The organism is Rhizobium sp. P1_B8 (genome assembly GCF_056406515.1).
In genome coordinates this window covers 281,071-303,546 of record NZ_JBFTZZ010000004.1, presented here as the reverse complement: position 1 = coordinate 303,546, position 22,476 = coordinate 281,071, and the positions used below count along the sequence as shown (strand labels likewise).

At 61.3% G+C, this 22,476-nt stretch carries 17 protein-coding genes; 6 read left to right on the top strand and 11 right to left on the bottom strand.

Going from position 1 to position 22,476, the window contains the following annotated elements:
* Positions 1 to 119: 119 nt before the first annotated feature.
* Complete coding sequence (locus AC1D2N_RS08340; RefSeq protein ID WP_130651743.1) at positions 120 to 989, bottom strand: LysR family transcriptional regulator; 870 nt, start codon at positions 987 to 989, stop codon at positions 120 to 122.
* Between the two features lie 90 nt (positions 990 to 1,079).
* On the opposite strand from AC1D2N_RS08340, the gene AC1D2N_RS08335 reads away from it, so the two are divergent.
* Positions 1,080 to 1,316, top strand: a complete 237-nt coding sequence (locus tag AC1D2N_RS08335) for a hypothetical protein (RefSeq protein WP_028733998.1) — start codon at positions 1,080 to 1,082, stop codon at positions 1,314 to 1,316.
* Here the strand turns inward: AC1D2N_RS08335 and AC1D2N_RS08330 are convergent.
* The 4 genes from AC1D2N_RS08330 to AC1D2N_RS08315 all read right to left on the bottom strand — a co-directional run bounded on the left by AC1D2N_RS08330 (position 1,289) and on the right by AC1D2N_RS08315 (position 7,873).
* On the bottom strand, positions 1,289 to 3,136 hold the full coding sequence (locus AC1D2N_RS08330; RefSeq protein ID WP_028733999.1) for a methyl-accepting chemotaxis protein: 1,848 nt from the start codon (positions 3,134 to 3,136) through the stop codon (positions 1,289 to 1,291). The two genes, AC1D2N_RS08335 and AC1D2N_RS08330, sit on opposite strands and share 28 nt — an antisense overlap.
* 259 nt (positions 3,137 to 3,395) lie before the next feature.
* The gene (locus AC1D2N_RS08325; protein WP_018244851.1) at positions 3,396 to 5,927 is read right to left on the bottom strand and encodes a methyl-accepting chemotaxis protein; all 2,532 of its coding nucleotides are present in this window, start codon (positions 5,925 to 5,927) and stop codon (positions 3,396 to 3,398) included.
* Positions 5,928 to 6,238: 311 nt separating this feature from the next.
* Positions 6,239 to 6,382: a hypothetical protein gene (locus AC1D2N_RS08320; protein WP_003556626.1), complete on the bottom strand. Its 144-nt coding sequence runs from the start codon at positions 6,380 to 6,382 to the stop codon at positions 6,239 to 6,241.
* Positions 6,383 to 6,652: 270 nt separating this feature from the next.
* Entirely contained in the window at positions 6,653 to 7,873 is a 1,221-nt protein-coding gene (locus AC1D2N_RS08315; RefSeq protein ID WP_130651742.1) for a BaiN/RdsA family NAD(P)/FAD-dependent oxidoreductase, read from the bottom strand.
* 88 nt (positions 7,874 to 7,961) lie between these two features.
* Between AC1D2N_RS08315 and AC1D2N_RS08310 the strand changes: the two genes are divergently transcribed.
* From AC1D2N_RS08310 to edd, 5 genes are all read left to right on the top strand, one after another.
* Positions 7,962 to 9,398 carry a glutamine synthetase family protein gene (locus AC1D2N_RS08310; protein ID WP_130651741.1) on the top strand — a complete coding sequence of 479 codons (1,437 nt, stop codon included), beginning with the start codon at positions 7,962 to 7,964 and terminating at the stop codon, positions 9,396 to 9,398.
* Between the two features lie 9 nt (positions 9,399 to 9,407).
* Positions 9,408 to 10,706, top strand: a complete 1,299-nt coding sequence (locus AC1D2N_RS08305; RefSeq protein WP_130651740.1) for an NAD(P)/FAD-dependent oxidoreductase — start codon at positions 9,408 to 9,410, stop codon at positions 10,704 to 10,706.
* 134 nt (positions 10,707 to 10,840) lie between these two features.
* A complete protein-coding gene (gene zwf, locus AC1D2N_RS08300; protein WP_018244847.1) occupies positions 10,841 to 12,316 on the top strand; it encodes a glucose-6-phosphate dehydrogenase in 1,476 nt (491 codons plus the stop codon).
* A 10-nt stretch (positions 12,317 to 12,326) separates the two neighbouring features.
* Positions 12,327 to 13,025 carry a 6-phosphogluconolactonase gene (gene pgl / locus AC1D2N_RS08295; RefSeq protein WP_018244846.1) on the top strand — a complete coding sequence of 233 codons (699 nt, stop codon included), beginning with the start codon at positions 12,327 to 12,329 and terminating at the stop codon, positions 13,023 to 13,025.
* Between the two features lie 77 nt (positions 13,026 to 13,102).
* Entirely contained in the window at positions 13,103 to 14,926 is a 1,824-nt protein-coding gene (gene edd / locus AC1D2N_RS08290) for a phosphogluconate dehydratase (RefSeq protein ID WP_018244845.1), read from the top strand.
* Positions 14,927 to 15,044: 118 nt separating this feature from the next.
* Here the strand turns inward: edd and AC1D2N_RS08285 are convergent, their stop codons facing one another.
* From AC1D2N_RS08285 to AC1D2N_RS08260, 6 genes are all read right to left on the bottom strand, one after another.
* Positions 15,045 to 15,398 (bottom strand): hypothetical protein, encoded by a 354-nt coding sequence (locus tag AC1D2N_RS08285; protein ID WP_018445791.1) that lies wholly within the window; start codon positions 15,396 to 15,398, stop codon positions 15,045 to 15,047.
* A 176-nt stretch (positions 15,399 to 15,574) separates the two neighbouring features.
* Entirely contained in the window at positions 15,575 to 16,663 is a 1,089-nt protein-coding gene (locus AC1D2N_RS08280; RefSeq protein WP_018244844.1) for an ABC transporter ATP-binding protein, read from the bottom strand.
* Positions 16,664 to 16,806: 143 nt separating this feature from the next.
* Positions 16,807 to 18,459: a beta-galactosidase BglA gene (bglA, locus tag AC1D2N_RS08275; protein WP_112905980.1), complete on the bottom strand. Its 1,653-nt coding sequence runs from the start codon at positions 18,457 to 18,459 to the stop codon at positions 16,807 to 16,809.
* A 34-nt stretch (positions 18,460 to 18,493) separates the two neighbouring features.
* Complete coding sequence (locus AC1D2N_RS08270) at positions 18,494 to 19,657, bottom strand: carbohydrate ABC transporter permease (RefSeq protein WP_018244842.1); 1,164 nt, start codon at positions 19,655 to 19,657, stop codon at positions 18,494 to 18,496.
* A 1-nt stretch (position 19,658) separates the two neighbouring features.
* Positions 19,659 to 20,672, bottom strand: coding sequence for a carbohydrate ABC transporter permease (locus tag AC1D2N_RS08265; RefSeq protein WP_018244841.1), 1,014 nt, complete (start codon positions 20,670 to 20,672; stop codon positions 19,659 to 19,661).
* Between the two features lie 187 nt (positions 20,673 to 20,859).
* Positions 20,860 to 22,221, bottom strand: a complete 1,362-nt coding sequence (locus AC1D2N_RS08260) for an ABC transporter substrate-binding protein (RefSeq protein ID WP_130651739.1) — start codon at positions 22,219 to 22,221, stop codon at positions 20,860 to 20,862.
* Positions 22,222 to 22,476 lie beyond the last annotated feature (255 nt).

Below are 22,476 nucleotides of genomic sequence, written 5' to 3'. Positions count from 1 at the left end.
CGGCGAAGTCGGCCCGCTTCTTCAATCGCCGCGCGACCGATCGTGTGCGCGGCGCTTTACGTCTCTATTTGATGCATGTCGTGGCGCCAAAGCCGCTGCACAGTTCTGGGCGACATGCATTAGCCGCGGCTCGGTCGTTTTCCAGCGAAGAGATCGGCATAACTTTTGATGAGCTTGGTCATGCGGTCGGCGACCGTGCGGATCTCCGGGCGATGACGATCCTCGGCATTCATGACGATCCATTGCCGGTGGCGCAATTCCGGCAACTCGCCGCCCTGCCGCTGCAGTTCAGGATGGAGATCGCCGACGAAACAGGGAAGCACGGTCTTGCCGGCGCCGGCGCGCACCAGATCCGGCAGCGAACGCGGCCGATTGACGGTGGCGACGATCCCCGTCGCGGCCTTGGCGTGCGGCCAGCGCAGATAGGCCGATATCGCCTCATCCTCGGCGACTGCAATCCAGCGCTCGTCGGTCTCGGCGGTGTTGCGTCTGATATAGACGGCATAGGCCACCTCCCCAAGCTGACGTGCGGCGAGATTGGCCTCCTCAGGCTCGAAGGCGCGAATACCGATATCGCTCTCGCGATATGCAAGGCTCGCCCGCGCCTCGCCGATGGTGAGCGAAATGGCAAAGGCATCGCCCGGCATGCGGATTGCGGCGAAATTCTCCGTCAGCAGCCAGGCGACCCAGGTGCCTGCGGCAATCCTGACGGTCGTGCCGCCCTCGCCGGATTGCCGCCACGCCTCGACCTTGCGGGCGGCGGCTTCCATTTCCTGAAGGTGATCGAGCAGCGCCTGACCATCCGGGGTCAGACGGTATCCGGTCTGGCTGCGGACAAACAATGCACGGCCGATCTCCTGTTCGAGATCGAGCATGCGCCGGCCGATGGTCGCAGGACTAAGCCCGCTTGCGGTGCTTGCTCCCGTCAACCCGCCGAGCCGGGCCACCTGCAGGAAAAGCTGATAGGAATCCCAATTCGCATTTTTCATTAATGAAAAACATAGCGGGATTTTCCCCGTTTATAAAGAGAAATTCGATGCCTAGATCAGGTGATGTCTTACATAGGAAAGGACATCGTCATGATCGACATGATCACCATCGCAGGCACCATCGGCTATCGGCACTCTCCCAAGCGATGCGGTTGCAAGGCGGAGGAGGATAGATTCTACACCGAATTCGGAAACAGCAGCCTCATTGGCTTCGCCGCTTGGCTGACGTCGCTCGATCTCAACCTGGGAAGGCGACGCAAGGCCGCGGCGCATTCCCGTGGCAGCTGCGGCTGCGCGGTTCAAGCGACTTTTCTTGCCCCGAGATGAGCCGGTGCGGATTCTGCGACGATGCGGAAACGCTCGATCAGCGCCATCAGCGTGTCGGCCTCGCCGGCGAGCAGGCGGCTTGCCTGCGTCGTCTCGGCAACCATCGACGCGTTCTTCTGGGTCATCTGGTCCATGGCGTTGACCGAACCATTGACCTCCTGCAGCGCGGCCGACTGATCGCGGCTCGCCGTGGCGATGGTTTCGACATGACCGCTGATTGCGATGATCTCCTGGCTGATCGAGGCAAGGACGCTGCCGGTCTTCTGGACCAGTTCGGAACCTGCCGTCACTTCCCGGCTCGATGTCTCGATCAGCGACTTGATCTCGCGCGCCGCATCGGCCGAACGCTGGGCGAGTTCGCGGACTTCCTGGGCGACGACGGCAAACCCCTTGCCCGCCTCGCCGGCGCGTGCCGCCTCGATGCCGGCGTTCAGCGCCAGAAGATTGGTCTGGAAGGCGATGTCGTCGATCACCTCGATGATCTGCTCGATGCGCTGCGAGGCCTGCTCGATGCGCTCCATGGCGGAGACGGCATCGCCGACGACGGCGCCGGAATTGTCGGCCGTCTTCTTGGTCGCGGCCACGACATTGTTGGCTTCCCGGGCACGCTCGGCGGAAGAACGAACCGTCACGGTGATCTCCTCCACCGCGGCCGCAGTCTCCTCAAGGCTCGCCGCCTGTGCCTCGGTGCGCTTCGAAAGTTCGCCGGCAGAGGCGGAGACGGCGCCGCTGCTGCGCTGGATGCTCGAGGCGCTGTCGCGGATGCCGGACAGCGTATCCTGGAGCCGCAGAAGGGAAGCGTTGAAATCGACGCGCAACTGCTCCAACCGGCCGACGAAAGGCGTGCCGATGGTCTGCGAGACGTCGCCCTGCGACAGGCGCCCGAGGCCTGCGGCAAGCTGGTTGACGGCAAAGTCGATCTGGCCGTCAAGCGAGCGCTTGTCGGCATCGTTCCTGGCGCGTTCGGCATCGCTCAAGGCGCGCTGTTCGGCGGCCTGGGTTTCCAGGTCGCGCCTTGCGCGGGCGCTGTCGCGGAAAAGCGCCAGGGCCCGGCCGATGTCGCCGAACTCGTTCTTCTTTTCGATACAGGGGATCGCTCCCTCGAGATCGCCCGCGGAAATCTCGTGGACGCTGGTCGTCAGCGCCTGCAAAGGCTTCACCGACAGGCGGATCGCATAGAAGGCGAGAATGCCGACGATGAGCATGACGATGGCGCCGACGCCGAGAACCAGCATCTGCAGCTCATACATGCGCTGGTAATAGAGCTCCATCGGAATACCGATGAAGAGAATGCCGACATTGGCGTTCGACGCGTTCTTGATGGGGAAATAACCGGTCATGAACTTGCGGCCGAAAAGCTCCGCCGGTCCGTAATAGGCTTCACCCCTGGCGAGAACCGGCTGGGCCGGGTGCTCGGCGACCAGCTTGGTGCCGACGGCGCGGTCGCCGTTTTCCTTCTTGACGTTTGTGGATATGCGGACGTAGTCGCCACCCTGCTTTTGGAAGATGGTCGCAACGCCGGCGATCGACTGCGCGGTGCGGTCAACCAGCGAATGATCGGCAAGGGCAGGAATGGCGTCTTCGGTGACGGCGGAGAGCTGATTGTCTTTCAGTTCGATCTTTGCAGCCTGATCAGCCGCGCCGTAGAGGACAGCCATCGCACGGGCGGCGTCCTTCGCGTCGGAGACGGCCCCGTCCATGACCTGATGGCTCAGATTGTAATAGGTCACGCCGACGATGGCGGCCGTGCTGATGGCCAGCAGAAACAGCGTGATCGCAACGATCTGGCGTACGATCGACGTAGAGAAAAGGCGCAGCATCGAGACCCCCGGGAGATAAACCAAGGTTAAATTAGACTAAAAGCGTTAAGGAAGATTCTCCGCAAATCATGGCTGTCGGAGATATTCATCGCCTCGTTTCCAGGCGTTTTTCGATTATCCCGGCGTGATAGGCTGCCCCGGCATTCGAGCTATTCTTCCATCGTTCAAATCTTCTCAATCGAGGCACTGTTTTGCAGAATAAAGAAAAACGGCCCCGGAAAGTCCGGGGCCGTTCGCATGAAGACGGATCGATCGATGATCAGGCGGCGCGGTAGACCGGCGCACCGGTGGCTTCACCGTCGATCTTGAACTGCTGGATGAGCCGGCGCAGCGAATCGGCCTCGTCGGCCAGTTCGCGGCTGGCGGCGGTTGTTTCCTCCACCATGGCGGCGTTCTGCTGCGTCATCTGGTCCATCTGGTTGACGGTCGCGTTGACGCTCTGCAGCGCGTTGGACTGGTCGTGGCTCGCGCGGGCAATCATCTCGACATGCTGGCTGATCGTGACGATCTGGGCGCTGATCTTGGCGAGCACCGTGCCGGTCTCCTGCACGAATTGCGAGCCGGAATTGACCTCGTTGGTCGACTTGTTGATCAGCCCCTTGATCTCCTGCGCCGCGGCGGCGGAGCGCTGGGCCAGTTCGCGGACCTCCATCGCAACCACCGCGAAGCCCTTGCCGGCTTCGCCGGCGCGCGCCGCCTCGATGCCGGCGTTGAGCGCCAGGAGGTTGGTCTGGAAGGCGATCTCGTCGATGACGCCAATGATCTGCTCGATCTGGCGCGAGGCATCCTCGATGCGGCCCATCGCGTCGATCGCATTGCTGACGACGACGGCGGAATCGTCGGCGCTGCGCTTGGCCTGGCGGACGATCTGGTCGGCATCCTTGGCGCGTTCAGCCGACGAACGGACCGTGACGGTGATTTCATCGACGGCGGCCGCGGTCTCTTCGAGCGAGGCAGCCTGCTGTTCGGTGCGCTTGGAGAGGTCCTCGGCGGACTGGGCCATCTGGTTGCCGTTGCCCTGGATCAGTTCGACATTGTCGCGGATCTGGCTCATCGTCGCCTGCAGGCGCATCATCGAACCGTTGAAATCCTGGCGCAGCTGTTCGAGACGGCCGATGAAGGGCGTTTCGATCGTCGTCGAGATATCACCCTGCGACATGCGTTCGAGGCCGGCGGCGAGCGCGTTGACCGCAAATTCGATCTGACGATCCATCTCGCGCTTTTCGGCGTCGTTGCGCTGGCGCTCATGTTCGGCCGCGGCGCGTTCCTCGTCGCTCTGCTCCTCGATGCGGATCTTCGAGATGGCGTTTTCCTTGAAGATGCCGAGCGCGCGGGCCATGTCGCCGATTTCATCGTGGCGCTGCTCGCCGGAGATGCTGGTATCCAGCGCCCCTTCGGCGATGCGGCGCATGGCGGCGGTGATATGGCTGATCGGGCGCTGCAGCGTCAGCACCAGGGCAATGCCGCCGAGGATCGACAACAGGATGCCGAGACCGGTGGTCATGACGGAGATGCTGTTTGCCTGGGTGCGCTCGGTGCCGGCCGTCTGCTTCTGCAGCTCGGCGAAATCAGTCAGCTTTTTCCAGATCTGGTCGAGCTCCTGGCGGGCGGCGGCATAGGCGGTGACGCGCTCGCCGATCGTGTCGACGATCTTCGAGCCGCCGCCGGAGATGATGTCGAGCGCCGGCTGGATCGCGCCTGATATGCCTTCGGCAAAACCCATGCCCTTGGCGCTGGTGATCAGTACCTGCATGTCCTTGCCGAGCGTGCCGGCCTGCTGCTGCAGACGCACGAGATTTTCCTTGCTGGAGTCGGCGAGAAAGTCGGAAAGAACGATCTGCAGCGAATAGACGGAATTTTCGAGACGCCTCGTATCCTGCAGGACCGAGTTGGCCTGGGCAATCCGGCCGTCGAGCGCGGCGAATTCCTGGGTCGCGTCACGCATTTTCTGCGTGGCGGTCAGCTGCGTATAGGTCGAGGTCTGGCGGAAGCGCGAAACCAGGCGGCCGAGTTCGGTGGCGGTCTCGTCGGTCGGATTGGGCGTCTGGACGATCGCCTTGATTCCGTCGATGGTCGCAGCCAGGGCGTCGATGACATTCTTCTGATTGCTCGGAACCGAGATGGCGATCAGACGCTGCGATTTGATGATCTCCGGCATCTGTTCGTTGATGAAGGCGATCTTGTCCTGCGGTGTCTGCGGCTTGCTGAAGCCGCTGGCGACGGTGCCGAGAAAATCGCCGCCCTTCAACAGGCGGTCGGCCGTGCGAAGGGTGCTGGTGGCGGCGCTCTCGTCGCTCTGGACTGTGCTCTGCAATTCCTCGGCCTGATAGGACACGGTGAAGCGGGTGCTGATCACGCTCTTCTGCGCTGCATCGATCTGCTCATGCAATGCCCGCTCCTGCTCGTGCAGCGCCCAGAGCTTGTCAACGACTCCCGAAATGTCCTTGGTGCGGCGCGATGCCTCCGCAAGGCTGTCGCGACCGGCGGCCTCATCACCGACCTGGTTCAGCGTCTGGTCGAGCACGCCTTGCTGGGTCTTCAGATCCGCGAGCAGCTTGTCGCGCGCCTCAGGGCTGGTGACGCGCAGGAAATCGTCCATCGAACCATAGAGATCTTTGAAGCCGCTGAGCGACTGCAGCACGCTGTTGGATATTTCCATGCGGCCCTGCAGCAGCCCCGAAGCGTAGAGGCCCGTCAGGCCCACCGCCGAAATGGTGACGACGAAAGGCAGAACGAAGATCAGGACTTTCGTCTTGATCCTGAAACGGGAAAGAATCTTGTCAATCAACATGGCGTTCCGGGCCTTTCATACACCACTCCTCCCGCAGGCAGCCACATGGCGCCAGCCGGGTGCACATCGAGCTATTCTTAATTACATTGGGGAACCCGGAGGCCAGGCGGCAGTCATTGCCAGTTCATGTCCAAACAACTTGGAGATGCCCAAATATTCGCGAGCAATTGTGTCAGATTAGATATTAATTTTCGGATAAGCTGTTATGGCGGGTTAAGCCAAGGCAGTGAAATAGTTGCAAATTATGGGCCGCGACGCCGCGGTGCGACAATAGTCACGTCGCAACGTTCATTCCAGATCTGCGGACGGGATCAGATGAAGTGCGAGAGCAGCAGCGCGATGCTGGCGGCGGTGGCGCCAGCGGCAAGCATCAGATAACGCAGGGCGACCATTCGAGCGTTCGGCTTTGCCTCGGCAATTGCGATGGCGCGGGCGCGTCGTGTGTTTCTGGTCATGGTCGAAACCTCACTTCTCTCTAACACAACAACAATCCAACAAATCGGCTTGCCGGTAAAGCTTAATTTAGGAACGACCTTGCAAACCGCCAATTGAGACAGGATGGCGCACCTCTATTAAAAAGTCTTGAATCGGCTTTTCTAAAGCACGTCGCGTTGAATCGGAATCATGCGACGCGCTTTAGGTCTTGCTTTCTGATCAGCGCTGTGCTCCTCGGCTTCATGTATGTCGTTATCTCAAAACCGCTGCGTACTTTTGGGCGACATGCATCAGGCCCATTCACCGGCGGCAAAACCGGAGGCCCAGGCCCACTGGAAATTATAGCCGCCAAGCCAGCCGGTGACGTCGACGCATTCACCGATGAAATAAAGGCCGGGCACTGCTTTTGCTTCCATGCTGCGGGAATCGAGCGCTGCCGTGTCGATGCCGCCGAGCGTCACTTCGGCGGTGCGATAACCTTCCGAGCCGGACGGTTTGACCGCCCAATTCTGGACGCCAGCGGCAAGACGCAGCAGCGCCTTGTCTGGCAGGTCGGCCATGTTGCCGGAAATCTTTTCGCGTTCGACGAGAAATTGTGCCAGCCGCTTCGGCAGGATGTCGCCAAGGGCTGTCTGCGGCGACTGGCGGCCATTGAGCTGCTTTGCCGTCTTCAAATGCGCCGCAATATCGATATCCGGTTCGATGGCGACCACGATCTCGTCGCCCTCGCGCCAATAGGAAGAAATCTGCAGGATGGCCGGGCCGCTCAGCCCGCGATGGGTGAACAGCAGCGCTTCGCGGAAGCCGGTCCTGCCATGGCGAATTTCTGCCGGGGCGGCGATGCCGGCAAGCGGGGCGATGCTTTCCAGCAGGCCGGGATCGAGCGTCAGCGGCACGAGGCCGGGCCGGGTTTCGAGCACGGCCAAGCCGAACTGCTCGGCGAGGCGATAGGCAAAGCCGGTGGCACCCATCTTCGGGATCGACTTGCCCCCGGCGGCGACGATCAGCGATACCGCTTCATAATGACCTTCGCCGGTCGATACGCGGAAGCCGACTTCGGTCTTTTCGACACCTGATATCTCGGTGCCGAGATGCAGCATTGCACCGACTATCCGCATCTCGGCCAGCAGCATGCGGATGATGTCTTTGGCGCTATCGTCGCAGAAAAGCTGGCCGAGCGTCTTTTCGTGCCAGGCAATGCCATGACGGTCGACCATGGCGATGAAATCGGCAGGTGTGAAACGGGCGAGCGCCGATTTGCAGAAATGCGGGTTGGCGGAGAGGAAATTCTTCGGTCCGGCATGGATATTGGTGAAATTGCAGCGGCCGCCGCCCGATATGCGGATCTTCTCGCCAGGCGCCTTGGCATGGTCGAGGACCACGACCGAGCGACCGCGTTTTCCCGCGCCAATGGCCGCCATCATGCCCGCCGCCCCGGCGCCGATGACGATGACGTCGCTTTTGCGCTGCAAATCCGTTTCCCCGATCAAAATCACGTCTTCTTTTTCCATCAAAGGGCGAAAGTCAACGTTTGCCACCCCTCGCCAATTGGCAAAGTCTGGTTATGATGGTGCCACGATCAACACAAACCGGTGTGTCATGTCCCCAAAAAAGACGACGCTGAAACCTGCCAGAAACGTACCCGCCTCGAAGAAAACTCCCCCGGAACTCGGATCCCTGCGTGGCGTTGCGAACTGGAAGGAAGCAGCGCGGTGGCTGAGGGACAGAGGCATCGAAGACATCGAATGCATCACGCCGGACCTTGCCGGCGTTGCGCGCGGCAAGATGATGCCGAGCTCGAAATTCACCTCGAACACGTCGCTGGCACTGCCTTCGGCAATCTACCGGCATACGATATCGGGCGAATATCCCGACGAGACGGAGAGCTTCCGCTACGAGCCGCGCGACAGCGACCTGAAGCTGATGCCCGACCTTTCGACGCTTTCGGTCGTGCCCTGGGAGACCGACCCGACGGCGCAGGTGATCTGCGATATCGTCGATTCGGACGGCGGCGAAGTGCCCTATACGCCGCGCAACGTGCTGAAGCGCATCATGAGTCTTTATCACGAGCGCGGCTGGAAACCGATCGTGGCGCCCGAGATCGAATTCTATCTCGTCGCCAAGAACGACGATCCCGACTATCCGCTGCACCCGCCCAAAGGCCGGTCCGGCCGCTCGATCCTCGGCGGTCAGGGCTATTCGATCGCCGGCATCAATGAGTTCGACGAGCTGATCGACGACGTCTATCATTTCTCGGAGAAGCAGGGGCTGGAGATCGATACGCTGATCCACGAAGAGGGACCGGCGCAGCTCGAGATCAACCTGCGCCACGGCAATCCGATCGAACTTGCCGACCAGGTGTTCCTGTTCAAGCGAACGATCCGCGAGGCGGCGCTGAAGCACGACATCTACGCGACATTCATGGCCAAGCCGATGCAGGGTCAGCCGGGTTCGGCGATGCATATCCATCAGTCGGTGGTCAATATCGAGACGGGCAAGAACATCTTCTCCAATCCCGACGGATCGGCTTCAAAAGAATTCTTCCATTTCATCGGCGGCATGCAGAAATTCGTGCCGAGTGCGATGGCGATGCTTGCGCCCTATGTGAATTCCTACCGGCGCTTGCAGCCGGATATGTCCTGCCCCGTCAACAATGCCTGGGGCTACGACAACCGGACGACGGCTTTCCGCGTTCCGGTTTCCGATCCACAGGCGCGGCGCGTGGAAAACCGGCTGCCGAGCTCGGACGCCAACCCCTATCTCGCACTCGCCGCCTCGCTCGCCTCCGGCCTGCTCGGCATCATGAAGGAGATCGAGCCGACGGCGCCGACCGAGGATTCGGCCAATGAGGGCTCGATCGACCTGCCGCGCGGCCTGCTGGAGGCCGTGGCGCTGCTCGAGGACGAACCCGCTTTCGAGGAAATGTTCGGCAAGCAGTTCATCGGCCTTTATGCCGGCGTCAAGCGCGGCGAGTTCGAGACCTTCATGCAGGTGATCAGCCCCTGGGAGCGGGAATTCCTTCTGCTCAACGTGTGAGGGACTATCATGGCATCGCAGGAGACATGGCAGAGCCCGATCGCGCCGGGGCTATCCTGGTATCAGGCAACCGTCGGGGAGCGGCCGACCTATGCCGCTCTCGACGGCTCGAGAACATGTGACGTCGCCATCGTCGGCGGCGGCTATACCGGCCTGCAGGCCGCCTATAATCTTGCCAAATCAGGCGTTTCGGTGGTCCTGATCGAGGCCTGCCGCTTCGGCGACGGGGCGTCCGGGCGCAATGGCGGCCAACTCGGCACTGGCCAGCGATGGTGGCCGGAAGAACTCGAGGAGAAGATCGGCTACGAACGCTCGAAGGCGCTGTTCGATCTTGCCGAGGCGGCCAAGCGCCATCTCATCGATTTCGCCCGCGAGCATCAGATCGAGATCGACTATGTACCCGGCCAGCTCAACGTCGCACATAAGGCGAGCTACAAACGCGCCTATTACGAAAATGCCGAGATCGCCGCCTTCCGCTACGACTATCCGCATCTGCGCTTCATGGACGAGAAGGAAACGCAGGACAGGCTCGGCTCGAAGCGTTTCCATTGCGGCGTGCGCGATGTCGGCACCGGCCACATCCATCCGCTGAAGCTGCTGGTCGGGCTCGCGCGGGTCGCTGCCAATGCCGGTGCTGAAATCTTCGAGATGACCAAGGCAACGGCGATCCGCCAGGGCGGCGGCAAGGTGACGATCGAAACCGAAAGGGGAACGATCACCACTGAGCGCGCGCTGATCGCCTGCGACGGCTATATCGACGGCCTCGAACCGGTGACGGCAAGCCATGTCATGCCAATCCGCTCCTTCATCGGCGCCACGGCGCCGCTCGATGGGCATCCCGGTGTGCTGCCGGGGGGCGAGGCTGTGGCCGATTCGCGCTTCGTCGTGCGCTACTTCCGCAAATTCGGCGACGGCCGCCTGCTGTTCGGCGGACGCGAGGCCTATACGTCGGACAATCCGCGGGACATTTCTGAGCACATCCGCCGGCAGATCGCCGAGATCTATCCTGACCTGAAGAACATTGACATCACCCATGCCTGGGGCGGCAGCGTCGGCATCACCATGCCGCGTCAGCCCTTCGTGCGCGAGGTCATGCCCGGGGTCATCTCGATCGGCGGTTATTCCGGCCATGGCGTCATGCTGTCAAACTACTGTGGCAAGCTCTACGCGGAAACGGTGCTTGGAAAATCCGGCGATCTCGACCTGTTCACATCGCTCGATATTCCCGCCTTTCCCGGCGGGGCCCGCATGCGCGCCCCGTTGCTTTTCCTCGCCTTGTCGTGGTTTGCGCTTCGCGACAAGTTTTAGTCCGATTGCGGATTTCCTCTTCCGGAAATTCGCTCTAAAACCGGTTCCTGAGAGATTCATTGCACTGCACACTGGCTTTTTTAAATCGATTAGATTAAAAGGGCCGCCAACCAGCCTGATTGAGAGACAAGCTCATGAGCAGCCAAATCATTCCCGTTGAGCCCTTTGATTATGTCGTCTTCGGCGGCAGCGGCGACCTTGCAGAACGCAAGCTTCTGCCCGCGCTGTATCATCGCCAGATCGAAGGCCAGTTTTCGGAACCGACCCGCGTGATCGGCGCCTCGCGCAGCCCGTTGACGCACGAGGAATACCGCAAATTCGCCAAGGACGCGCTGAACGAGCACCTGAAGAAGGGTGAATACGACGAGGCGGAGGTGGAGAAATTCTGTGCCCGCCTTTACTACGTCTCGGTCGACGCCCGCACGGATGCCGGCTGGGATCAGCTGAAGAAGCTGCTCGACGAAGGCAAGGATCGCGTGCGCGCCTTCTATCTCGCCGTCGCTCCGGGCATCTTCGGCGACATCTCGCAGAAGATCCATGACCACAAGCTGATCACCAAATCGACCCGCATCGTCGTCGAGAAGCCGATCGGCCGCGACCTCGCCTCGGCGCTGCAGCTCAACGACACGATCGGCCGTGCCTTCAAGGAAGAACAGATCTTCCGCATCGACCATTATCTCGGCAAGGAGACGGTGCAGAACCTGATGGCGCTGCGTTTTGCCAACGCGCTCTATGAGCCATTGTGGAACGCCAACTACATCGACCACGTGCAAATCACCGTGGCTGAATCGGTCGGCCTCGAAGGCCGCGCCGGCTATTACGATACGGCTGGCGCGCTCCGCGACATGGTGCAGAACCACATCCTGCAGCTGCTCTGCCTGACGGCGATGGAAGTACCCTCGTCGATGGATTCGGAAGCCGTTCGCGACGAGAAGCTGAAAGTGCTGCGCGCGCTGAAGCCGCTCAATGCCTCAAACGTCGAGCAGGCGACGGTTCGCGGCCAGTATCGCGCCGGCGCATCGGGCAGCGGCCCGGTCAAGGGCTACCTCGAAGAGCTCGAAGGCGGCGTGTCGAATACCGAGACCTTCGTTGCCATCAAGGCCGAGATCAACAACTGGCGCTGGGCGGGCGTTCCTTTCTACATCCGCACCGGCAAGCGCCTGACCGGGCGCATGTCGGAGATCGTCATCACCTTCAAGCCGATCCCGCATGCAATCTTCGACCAGGCGGCCGGGCGCATCGTTGCCAACCAGCTGATCATCCGCCTGCAGCCGGATGAGGGCGTCAAGCAGTCGCTGATGATCAAGGATCCGGGCCCGGGCGGCATGCGCCTGCGCAACGTGTCGCTCGACATGAGCTTCGCCCAGGCCTTCAACGTCCGCAATCCCGACGCCTACGAGCGCCTGCTGATGGACGTGATCCGCTCCAACCAGACCTTGTTCATGCGCCGCGATGAAGTCGAAGCCGCATGGAAATGGGTGGATCCGATCCTCAAGGGTTGGGAAACGACCGGCCAGCAGGTGCAGGGCTATACGGCCGGCACCTGGGGCCCGAGCCAGGCCATCGCGCTGATCGAGCGCGACGGCCGTACCTGGCATGACGAGATCTAGGACGAAACCGATGGCATCGACCCTGCATTCCTTCGCCAGCGCCGCAGACCTCGCCGGCAGCCTCGCCGACAAGGTCGCGGATACGCTTTCGGCGGCGATCGCCGCTCGTGGAACGGCGTCCATCGCCGTTTCCGGCGGCTCCACGCCGAAGGCCTTCTTCCAGGTGCTTTCGACGCGCGACATCGCCTGGGACAAGGTGACGATCACCCTTGTCGACGAACGCTTCGTGCCGGCCGACAATGCGCGCTCGAACCATTTGCTGGTCGACGCCAATCTGCTGCAGAACAAGGCAAAGGCGGCACACTTCCTGCCGCTCTATCAGGACGTGGCTTCGGTGGAGGAGGCAGCCTCGCTCGCGACCGAGAAGACCAAGGCGATCAGCTCCCCCTTCGACACCGTCATCCTCGGCATGGGCGGCGACGGCCACACGGCCTCGTTCTTTCCCGGCGGCAGCAATCTTGCCAAAGCGCTCGATGCATCGACGCCGCGCGGCATCATCACCATGGAAGCGGAAGGAGCCGGCGAGCCGCGCCTGACCTTCACCTTCTCCAGTCTTGAGGATGCCGCACTCCTGGTTCTCCATATTGAGGGCGAAGGCAAAAAAGACGTTCTCGCCAAGGCGGAAGGCAGCGGTGACGAGGCAGAAATGCCGATCCGCGCCGTTCTGCGCCGGGCCACTTCCCCGGTCGAGATCTACTGGGCTCCCTGATCAGCCGTCATCCGGATTGAGATTCAGGCCAGAGCCGCCGAAACAGATAGAGACAACGAACAAGGCAGGGATTTTCCATGTCCGCTCACGCACGCATTTCTGCGATCACCGATCGCATCGTCGAACGCTCGAAGCCAAGCCGCGAGCGCTACCTGGAACGCCTGCGCGCCGCCGCTTCCAAGGGTGTCGCGCGCTCGGTGCTCGGATGCGCCAATCTTGCCCATGGCTTCGCGGTCTGTTCCCCCGCCGACAAGGATGCGCTCGCCGGCGACCGCATCCCCAATCTCGGCATCATCACCGCCTATAACGACATGCTCTCTGCCCACCAGCCATTCGAGACCTATCCGGCAATCATCCGCGAGGCGGCAGCCGAAGCAGGCGGCGTGGCGCAGGTGGCCGGCGGCGTGCCGGCGATGTGCGACGGCGTCACCCAGGGACAGCCGGGCATGGAGCTCTCGCTCTTCTCGCGCGACCTGATCGCCATGTCGGCGGGCGTCGGCCTGTCGCATAATATGTTCGATGCCGCCCTCTTCCTCGGCGTCTGCGACAAGATCGTGCCCGGCCTGGTGATCGCTGCCCTGTCCTTCGGGCACCTGCCGTCGATCTTCGTTCCGGCCGGTCCGATGACCACAGGCCTGCCGAACGATGAGAAGTCGCGCGTGCGCCAGCTTTTCGCCGAGGGCAAGGTCGGACGCGCCGAACTGCTGGAGGCGGAATCGAAATCCTATCACGGCCCCGGCACCTGCACCTTCTACGGCACCGCCAATTCCAACCAGATGCTGATGGAGATCATGGGCTTCCACATGCCCGGCTCGTCCTTCATCAATCCCGGCACGCCGTTGCGTGAAGCGCTGACGCGTGAAGCCGCCAAGCGGGCGCTGGCGATCACCGCACTCGGCAACGAATTCACGCCGGCGGGCGAAATGATCGACGAGCGCTCGGTCGTCAACGGCGTCGTCGGCCTGCATGCGACCGGCGGTTCGACCAATCATACGCTGCACCTCGTCGCCATGGCGCGGGCGGCCGGCATCCAGCTCACCTGGCAGGACATCGCCGAGCTTTCGGAAATCGTCCCGCTGCTTGCCCGCGTCTACCCGAACGGCCTTGCCGACGTGAACCATTTCCAGGCGGCCGGCGGCATGGGTTTCCTCATCAAGGAACTCTTGAAGCACGGACTGGTGCATGACGACGTGCGCACGGTCTTCGGCCAGGGTCTCCAAGCCTATACGGTCGATGCCCGTCTCGGTGAAAACGGTGCCGTCCTGCGCGAGCCGTCGCCGGAAAAAAGCGTCGATCCCAAAGTGCTCTCCAGCATCGAGACGCCGTTCCAGGCGAATGGCGGGCTGAAGATGCTGCGCGGCAATCTCGGCAAGGCGGTCATCAAGATATCCGCCGTCAAGCCGGAACGCCACATCATCGAGGCACCGGCGATCATCTTCCACAGCCAGCAGGAGCTGCAGGACGCTTTCAAGGAAGGCAAGCTCAACCGCGATTTCATCGCCGTCGTGCGCTTCCAGGGCCCGAAGGCGAACGGCATGCCGGAACTGCACAAGCTGACGCCGCCGCTCGGCGTGTTGCAGGATCGCGGCTTCCGCGTGGCGCTCCTCACCGACGGGCGCATGTCCGGTGCATCCGGCAAAGTGCCGGCAGCGATCCACGTCACGCCGGAAGCGGTCGACGGCGGTCCTATCGCCCGCATCCGCGAGGGCGACATCATTCGGCTGGACGCGATCAAGGGCACGCTCGAGCTGCTCGTCGATGCGGCTGATTTGGCCGAGCGGGAGCCGGTGACCGTCGATCTCTCCGACAATGAATTCGGCATGGGCCGCGAACTCTTCGCGCCGTTCCGCCGCGCCGTCGGACCTTCGGACCAGGGTGCAAGCGTGCTCTTCCACCACTGAGTGGGTGGCTTCTGGCAAACAAAAACCCGCGGGGAGCATGAAGCACCCGCGGGTTTTTGATTTCAATCCGGCTTACTGAAGTAGTGAGCCATTCACACGTCCTGGCGGACGCGCGGCTTTAGGCTCGAATATCGAGAACGTAGTCGCGGTGCGCCGGATGGGTGCTGTAGACGAAGATCTTGTTCAGCTCCTTCTGCGTCAGCAGGCGCAGGAAGCGGACGTCGATCGTATTGTTGGCGTTGACCTTCATCAGCAGGCAGCCGACCTTGGTGATGCGGGCATCCGGAATATCCAGATAGAACTGCTTCGGCAGGCTGAACTGGGTCAGGATTGCGAGCGTCGCGCTGCTCATCGAAATCCGGACAATGTCGCAGCGGCGCGAAGCCGCATGCATGACGCCCTTTTCCGTATATTCGATGCGCGCGGCGTTCATGGTGTCCTCCATCTTGAACCGCGCCTCGCGGTCATACATGAAGGATTCTTCCTTGCTCAGGAAATGAGATTTTGGCTGTGACGGATTGGAAGCGGCCACGTGCTTATCCCCCTCATAAATTGACGAGGAAAAGGTAGCAGCCGATCTTTAACAGAAAGTGAGAATTAGGCCCGTCCCGCACAATTCTTGGGGCCATCACCCCAAAAATGGCCGCCTCACTTCCGGTAGGTATGGCCGGTTGCGTCAAAGAGATGCAACTTCTGCCTGTCGGCTGCAAACCGCATCCTCTGTCCCTTCTTCACATCATAGATGCCGGGCAGCTTGACGACGATCGGCTCGCCCGGAACCAGGCCCTCGATATAAAGCAACGTCACTTCACCGAGCGCTTCTACGATCGACACTTCACCTTCGAAAAGGTAGTCGCCGCCATCGGCAACCCGGAGATCCTCCGGACGAACGCCGAAGCTTGCCTGCTTGCCCATTTCCGACGCGTCGGTCGCCACATCAAGGGTCACCGACATGCCGCCGGTCAGCGTCACCGTCGTCTGGCTTCCGGTTCCGGCGACCGTCGCCGGAATGATGTTCATCGCCGGCGAGCCGATGAATTTCGCGACGAAGAGGTTTGCCGGGCGCTCGTAGAGGTCCAGCGGCGCGCCGACCTGCTCGATATTGCCGGCTGAGAGAACGACGATGCGATCGGCGAGCGTCATTGCCTCGACCTGGTCGTGGGTCACGTAGATCATCGTCGTATCGGCCATCTGTTCGTTCAGACGGGCGATCTCGATGCGGGTCGCGACGCGCAGAGCGGCATCGAGGTTGGAGAGCGGCTCGTCGAAGAGGAAGACCTTCGGATCGCGGCAGATGGCCCGGCCGATCGCCACGCGCTGGCGCTGACCGCCGGAAAGCGCCTTCGGCAGGCGATCAAGATATTTGGTCAGCTGCAGGCTCTCGGCCGCCGCCCGGACCCGGCGGTCGATTTCCTGCTTGCTTTCGCCGGCGATCTTCATGCCGAAAGCCATGTTGTCGAACACGGTCATATGCGGGTAGAGCGCATAGGACTGGAAGACCATGGCGATGCCGCGCTTGGAGGGCGGCACGTCATTGACGAGATGGCCGTCGATATACATCTCACCGCCGGTGATCGCCTCGAGACCGGCGATCATGCGCAGAAGCGTGGACTTGCCACAGCCGGACGGACCGACGAAGACGATGAATTCGCCCTGCTTGATATCGAGGTCGATACCATGGAGAACGTCCACGGAACCGTAAGATTTGCGGATATCCTTCAGCGTCAGTCCAGTCATTTCTCTCTCCCCTGTGTTCCTTAGGCCTGTGTTCCTAGAGCATGATGCCGAAAAGTGTGCGCCGTTTCCGGCATCATGCTCTATTTCTTTGATTTAGATCAGGATTCAGATTTTAGGCCCATCGGGCCTAAAATCATCCTGATCTAGGCAAGACGGGCGAAATACGCCCCCCAGGCCGGAATATCGATCTTGTCGCCATAGTTGTTGCTGGTAAAGCCATGGCCCGTCAATGCCTGCCATTCTCCAGCAGGCAGAATGACGGCGGCCTCGGCCGGGCTCATGTTGAAGATGCAGAGCAGTTTCTCATTGCCGTATTCACGGGTGAAGACCAGGCTATCGCCCTGTTGTTCCTCGAATTCGATCTCGCCCTTGGCAAAAGCCGGGTGCAGCTTGCGAAAGGCGATGAACCGGCGGTAGTGCTCCAGCACGGAAGCCTCGTCGCCCAGCTGGACGCTGACGGCACGCAGGATATGCTCGACCGGCACCGGCAACCAGGGCTTGACCGTCGAGAAGCCGCCCTGGGCGACCTGGCTGTCCCAGACCATTGGCGTGCGGCAGCCGTCGCGGCCCTTGAATTCCGGCCAGAACTGAATGCCGTAGGGGTCCTGCAGATCCTGATAGGCGAGATCGGCCTCGGTCAGCGCCAGCTCCTCGCCCTGATAGAGGCAGACGGAGCCGCGCATGCTCATCAGCAACGAGGCATAAAGCTTGGCAAAGGCGTCGTGATCGGCGACCAACCCGCCCCAGCGGCTGACATGGCGCATGACGTCGTGATTGGAGAAGGCCCAGCAGGCCCAGCCATCGGGTGCGGCGGCTTCGAAATCCTGCATCACCTCCTCGACGCGCTCCGGCGTCAACGGATCGGGCGCCAGAAATTCGAAGGCGTAGCACATATGCATCTTGTCGTTGCCGGAGGTGTATTCGCCGACGATTTCAAGGCCGCGCTGGCTGTCGCCGACTTCGCCGACGGCGGCGATTGCCGGGAATTCCTCGAGAACAGCGCGGAAGCGCTTCAGGAAGGCAAGGTTCTCCGGGCGGTTCTTGTCGTAGAGATGCTCCTGAAAATTATAGGGATTAACCGCCGGCGCCGTCGAGGCGTTGCGGCGCTCGGGAGCAAGCGCCGGATTGTCGCGCAGTTGCGTGTCATGGAAATAGAAATTGATGGTATCGAGGCGGAAGCCGTCGACACCGCGATTGAGCCAGAAGCGCACGACATCGAGCAGACGGTCCTGCACCTCAGGGTTATGCAGGTTCATGTCCGGCTGCGAGGTCAGGAAATTGTGCAGGTAATATTGCATGCGCGTCGGATCCCACGCCCATGCCGAGCCGCCGAAGATCGACAGCCAGTTGTTCGGCGGCGTACCATCCGGCTTGGCGTCGGCCCAGACATACCAGTCGGCCTTGGCGTTGGTCTTGCTCGAGCGGCTTTGCACGAACCAGGGATGCTGATCCGAGCTGTGGGAGATGACGAGGTCGATCATCACCCGGATGCCGAGGCGATGAGCCTCGGCGATCATCGTGTCGAAATCCACCAACGTGCCGAAGATCGAATCGACATTCTCGTAGTCGGAAACGTCATAACCGAAATCGCGCATCGGCGAGGTGAAGAAGGGCGAGATCCAGATTGCATCGACGCCAAGGCTTGCCACATGCGGCAGCCGGGCGGTGATGCCCTTCAGATCGCCGATGCCGTCGCCGTTCGAATCCTGGTAGGAGCGCGGGTAGATCTGATAGATCACTGCGCCGCGCCACCAGTCCTTGTCGGGGGTCGAGATCGATTGAGAAGCCACGTTCATGGAATATCCTGTTTGAAGTCACGGTCGGGAATGGTCAGCCTCCCTTGACCGAACCCGCCAGCAGACCGCGCACCAAGTAACGCTGCAGCCCGAAGAAGACGAGCAACGGCACGATGATGGTGACGAAGGCCGACGCCGTCAAAATCTCCCAATTGCCGCCGCGAGAGCCGAGCAGCGCGTTGAGGCTGCCGGTCAGCACGAGGTGGTCCTTGTCGGTGCCGAGGAAGACCATGGCGACGAGCAGGTCGTTCCACACCCACAGGAACTGGAAGATGGCGAAGGAGGCGAGTGCCGGGAAGGACAGAGGCAAAACGATGCGGACGAAGATCTCGAAATCGCTCGCGCCATCGACGCGGGCGGATTCGATGATCTCCTTCGGCAGGCCGGCAATATAGGCCCGCAAGAGATAGATGGCGAGCGGCATGCCGAAGGCGGTGTGGGCCAGCCAGATGCCGGGATAGGTCTTCGACGGCTGGCCGAGCAGATTGCCGATCTCGTTATAGAGGCGCAGCAGCGGAATCAGCGACATCTGTAGCGGCACGACGATGAGGCCGACGACGAGCGCAATCAGCAGCCCGCGGCCGGGAAATTCCATCCAGCTCAGGGCATAGGCGGCGAAAGCGGCAATCAGGATCGGGATGATCGTCGCCGGGATCGTCACGGTCAGCGAGTTGATGAAGGACTGGCCGATGCCCTCGCCGGTCAGAACCGTGTTGTAGTTCTGCATGGTGAATTCCGGCGGTGCGGAGACGGACGCATAGATGCGCTTCGGGCGTTCGTCGGGCGAGAAGGCGGCATTCTTCACATAGCGATAACTGCCGTCGCTGTTGATCTGCAGCGTTTCGCCGTCGCCGAGATCGGCGGTCTCGCCGGCCTTGAAGGCGGCCGGCTGCTGTATGCGGTTGCCGAAGGCCTTCACGGCACGGCCGGTCTGGCCTTCCAACACATTGCCCGAGATGACGTAGGTCGTACCCTCCTGCTTTTGCTGGTCTGGTGTACCGAGGCGGACCGCGGCCGTCTGGGTCGAGCCGACGAAGGCCGTCCACCAGCCGGAGACGACGATCTGGTCCTTGTCGCGCAGCGCGCTGACGAAGATGCCGAGCGTCGGGATCAGCCAGACGATGACGATCAGCAGGACGGCTGCGTGAACGAAGAGGCGGGCGGGGCCGATCTTGAAGTAGCTTCCGATAGCGGTCATCTCAGTGCCCCTTCAGTTCGCGATTGGCGCGGCGCACGTTCCAGACCATGATCGGCGTGACGGCGAGCATGATGATGATGGCGATCACCGCACTTCGGCCGGAATCGCCGCCGCCGCGGAACATCCAGTCGAACATCAGGTTCGCCAGCACCATCGTCTGCCACTGGCCGTTGGTCATGGTCAGCACGATGTCGAAGACCTTGAGCACGAGGATGGTGATCGTCGTCCAGACGACGGCGATGGAACCCCAGACCTGCGGCACCATGATGCGCCAGAAGATCTGCCAGCCATTGGCGCCGTCGATGACGGCGGCTTCGATCGTCTCCTCGGGGATGCCGCGAAGAGCGGCCGACAGGATGACCATGGCGAAACCGGTCTGGATCCAGATCAGGATGACCATCAGGAAGAAGTTGTTCCAGAAGGGAATGGAGATCCACACTTCCGGCGTTCCGCCGAAAGTCTGGACGATGGCGTTCAACAGGCCGATCTGGACGTCGTTGCCGCCGCGATATTCATAGATGAATTTCCAGATGACCGAGGCGCCGACGAAGGAGATCGCCATAGGCATGAAAACGATGCTCTTGGCGATATTGCCCCACCAGATGCGATCGGTCATCACGGCGATGACGAGGCCGAAGAAGGTGCAGGCGGCCGGCACGACGGCCAGCCAGAGGATGTTGTTGAAGATCGACTGGCGGAATTCGCGGTCGCCGAGCGCCCATTTGTAGTTGGCGAGGCCGACGAACTGCAGACCGGCGCGGTCGTAGAAGGAGAGGATGAAGGTCGCAACGACCGGATAGACGAGATAGACGAGAAGCAGGAAGAGCGCCGGACCGATGAACAACCACGGCCGGACCAGCGCACGACGGTTGAGATTGCGCGATGCGGCGCGGATGTCGCCATCCTTCACCGGCAGAGCGAGATCCAGGATCTTGTTCGAAAAATAGAAATAGGCCGAGCACGCGAAAACGGCGACGACCACGACGCCCAAAGCGGACACTATCTGCGACAGCATTTCGTCCCTCCCCTGCTTCCCCTGATCTTATTCCGACCGGTTGTTATGCTGACGGATCAGCGCCGGTCATCGTCAATATTTTTGTGTTGCCCAATCACAATATATCCTGCGATGGCCGGGCTCTTTGCGAGCCCGGCCAGTCATGCAAGCCATGCCGCCGGCAAGCCGGCGGCATAATTTTGAAAGATTACTTGATGCCGTCCCAGGCGCTCTGGATTTCGCCTGCAGCCTCTTCAGCGGACTTGCCGCCGACGAAATCGACCATGCCCGTCCAGAAGGCGCCGGCGCCGATCTTGCCCGGCATCAGGTCGGAACCGTCGAAGCGGAAGGTGGTGGCGGAGGTCAGAATCTCGCCTTCCTTCTTCATCTGCGGGTTGGCATAGGCCTCGGTGCTGACGCCCTTATACGGCGTCAGGAAGCTCGACTGCGCCATCCAGACCTCATGGGCGATCGGGGTCTTCAGGAAGTCGATGAAGGCGCGGGCCGTCTTCGAGTCCTTGGCGATCGAGACGAGCGTGCCGGCGCCGAGAACCGGCTTGCCGAGTTCGGGATGCGACGCAAAGGTCGGCATGTAGAAGAAGTCGGCATCCTGGCCGAGCTTCGTGCCCTCAGGGAAGAAGGACGGAATGAACGACGCCTGATGGTGCATGTAGCACTTCGGCGGAACCGCGAAGAGGCCCTTCGGGCTGTCGCGGAAATCGGTCGAGGCCACGGCCGCGACGCCGCCATCGACGTATTTCGCGTTCTTGGCGAACTTGCCGAACTCGTCGATCGCGGCAACGACGGCCGGATCGGTGAACTTCAGCTCGTTGGTCGTCCACTTGTCGTAGGCTTCCGGCGGCTGCATGCGCAGCATGATGTCCTCGACCCAGTCGGTCGCCGGCCAGCCGGTGGCGCCGCCAGAACCAAGACCGATGCACCAGGGAACGCCGCCATCCTTGACGATCTGATCCGTCAGGGCATGCAGTTCTTCCATGGTCGTCGGGATCTTGTAGCCGGCTTCCTCGAAGTTCTCCGGAACATACCAGACCAGCGATTTTACGTCGGCCTTATATGGGAAGGCGTAGAAGGCTTCCTTGCCGTCCTTGCCCTTGTAGGTGCCGTAACCGACCCAGCTGTCGCCGGCGCCGTAATTGTCCTTGATCCACTTGGAGTTGTCATCGCCGAGCGGCGTCAGGAAGCCCTTGCTGGCGAGATCGGCCAGGAGGCCCGGCTGCGGCAGAATGGCGATGTTCGGCGGCGAGCCTGCCTGCGTATCGATGACGATCTGCTGTTCGTAGTTTTCGGAAGAGGAGTATTTGACATCGATGCCGGTGGCTTCGGTGAAGTAGGCAAGAACGCTCTGGAAGAACGCCTCGTCCTCGCCGCGCCACGGCCCGAAGATCGTCAGCGGCTGGCCCTTCAGATCGGCATGAGCAGCCTTGAATTCGTCATAGCTCTTCCAGTTGAACTTGGCATCCTGTCCCGGGGCAAATTTCAGATCGGCTGCAGACGCAGTACCGGCAAAAAGCGCTGCCACGGCAACGCCCATCAAAAATGACTTTTTCATGTGATCAACCTCCCATCACAATCCCAACCGCGCCGAATTCCCTCCAAAAGAAATTTCAAAGCGCTTTGACAGCCAACTCATTTCACTTTCGGGGGAATGGAGTCAAGTCAATTCGCGAAAACCCGCGGTGAACATGCTAGATATCGCAGCGCAGCAACGTCTATCGGGAAATATGGAGCGATTTTTCTTGAGTCAAGCGCGCCAGATGATACATAATTGAAAGCGCTTTGGATGCCACTGGGAGGCGGCAGGCCT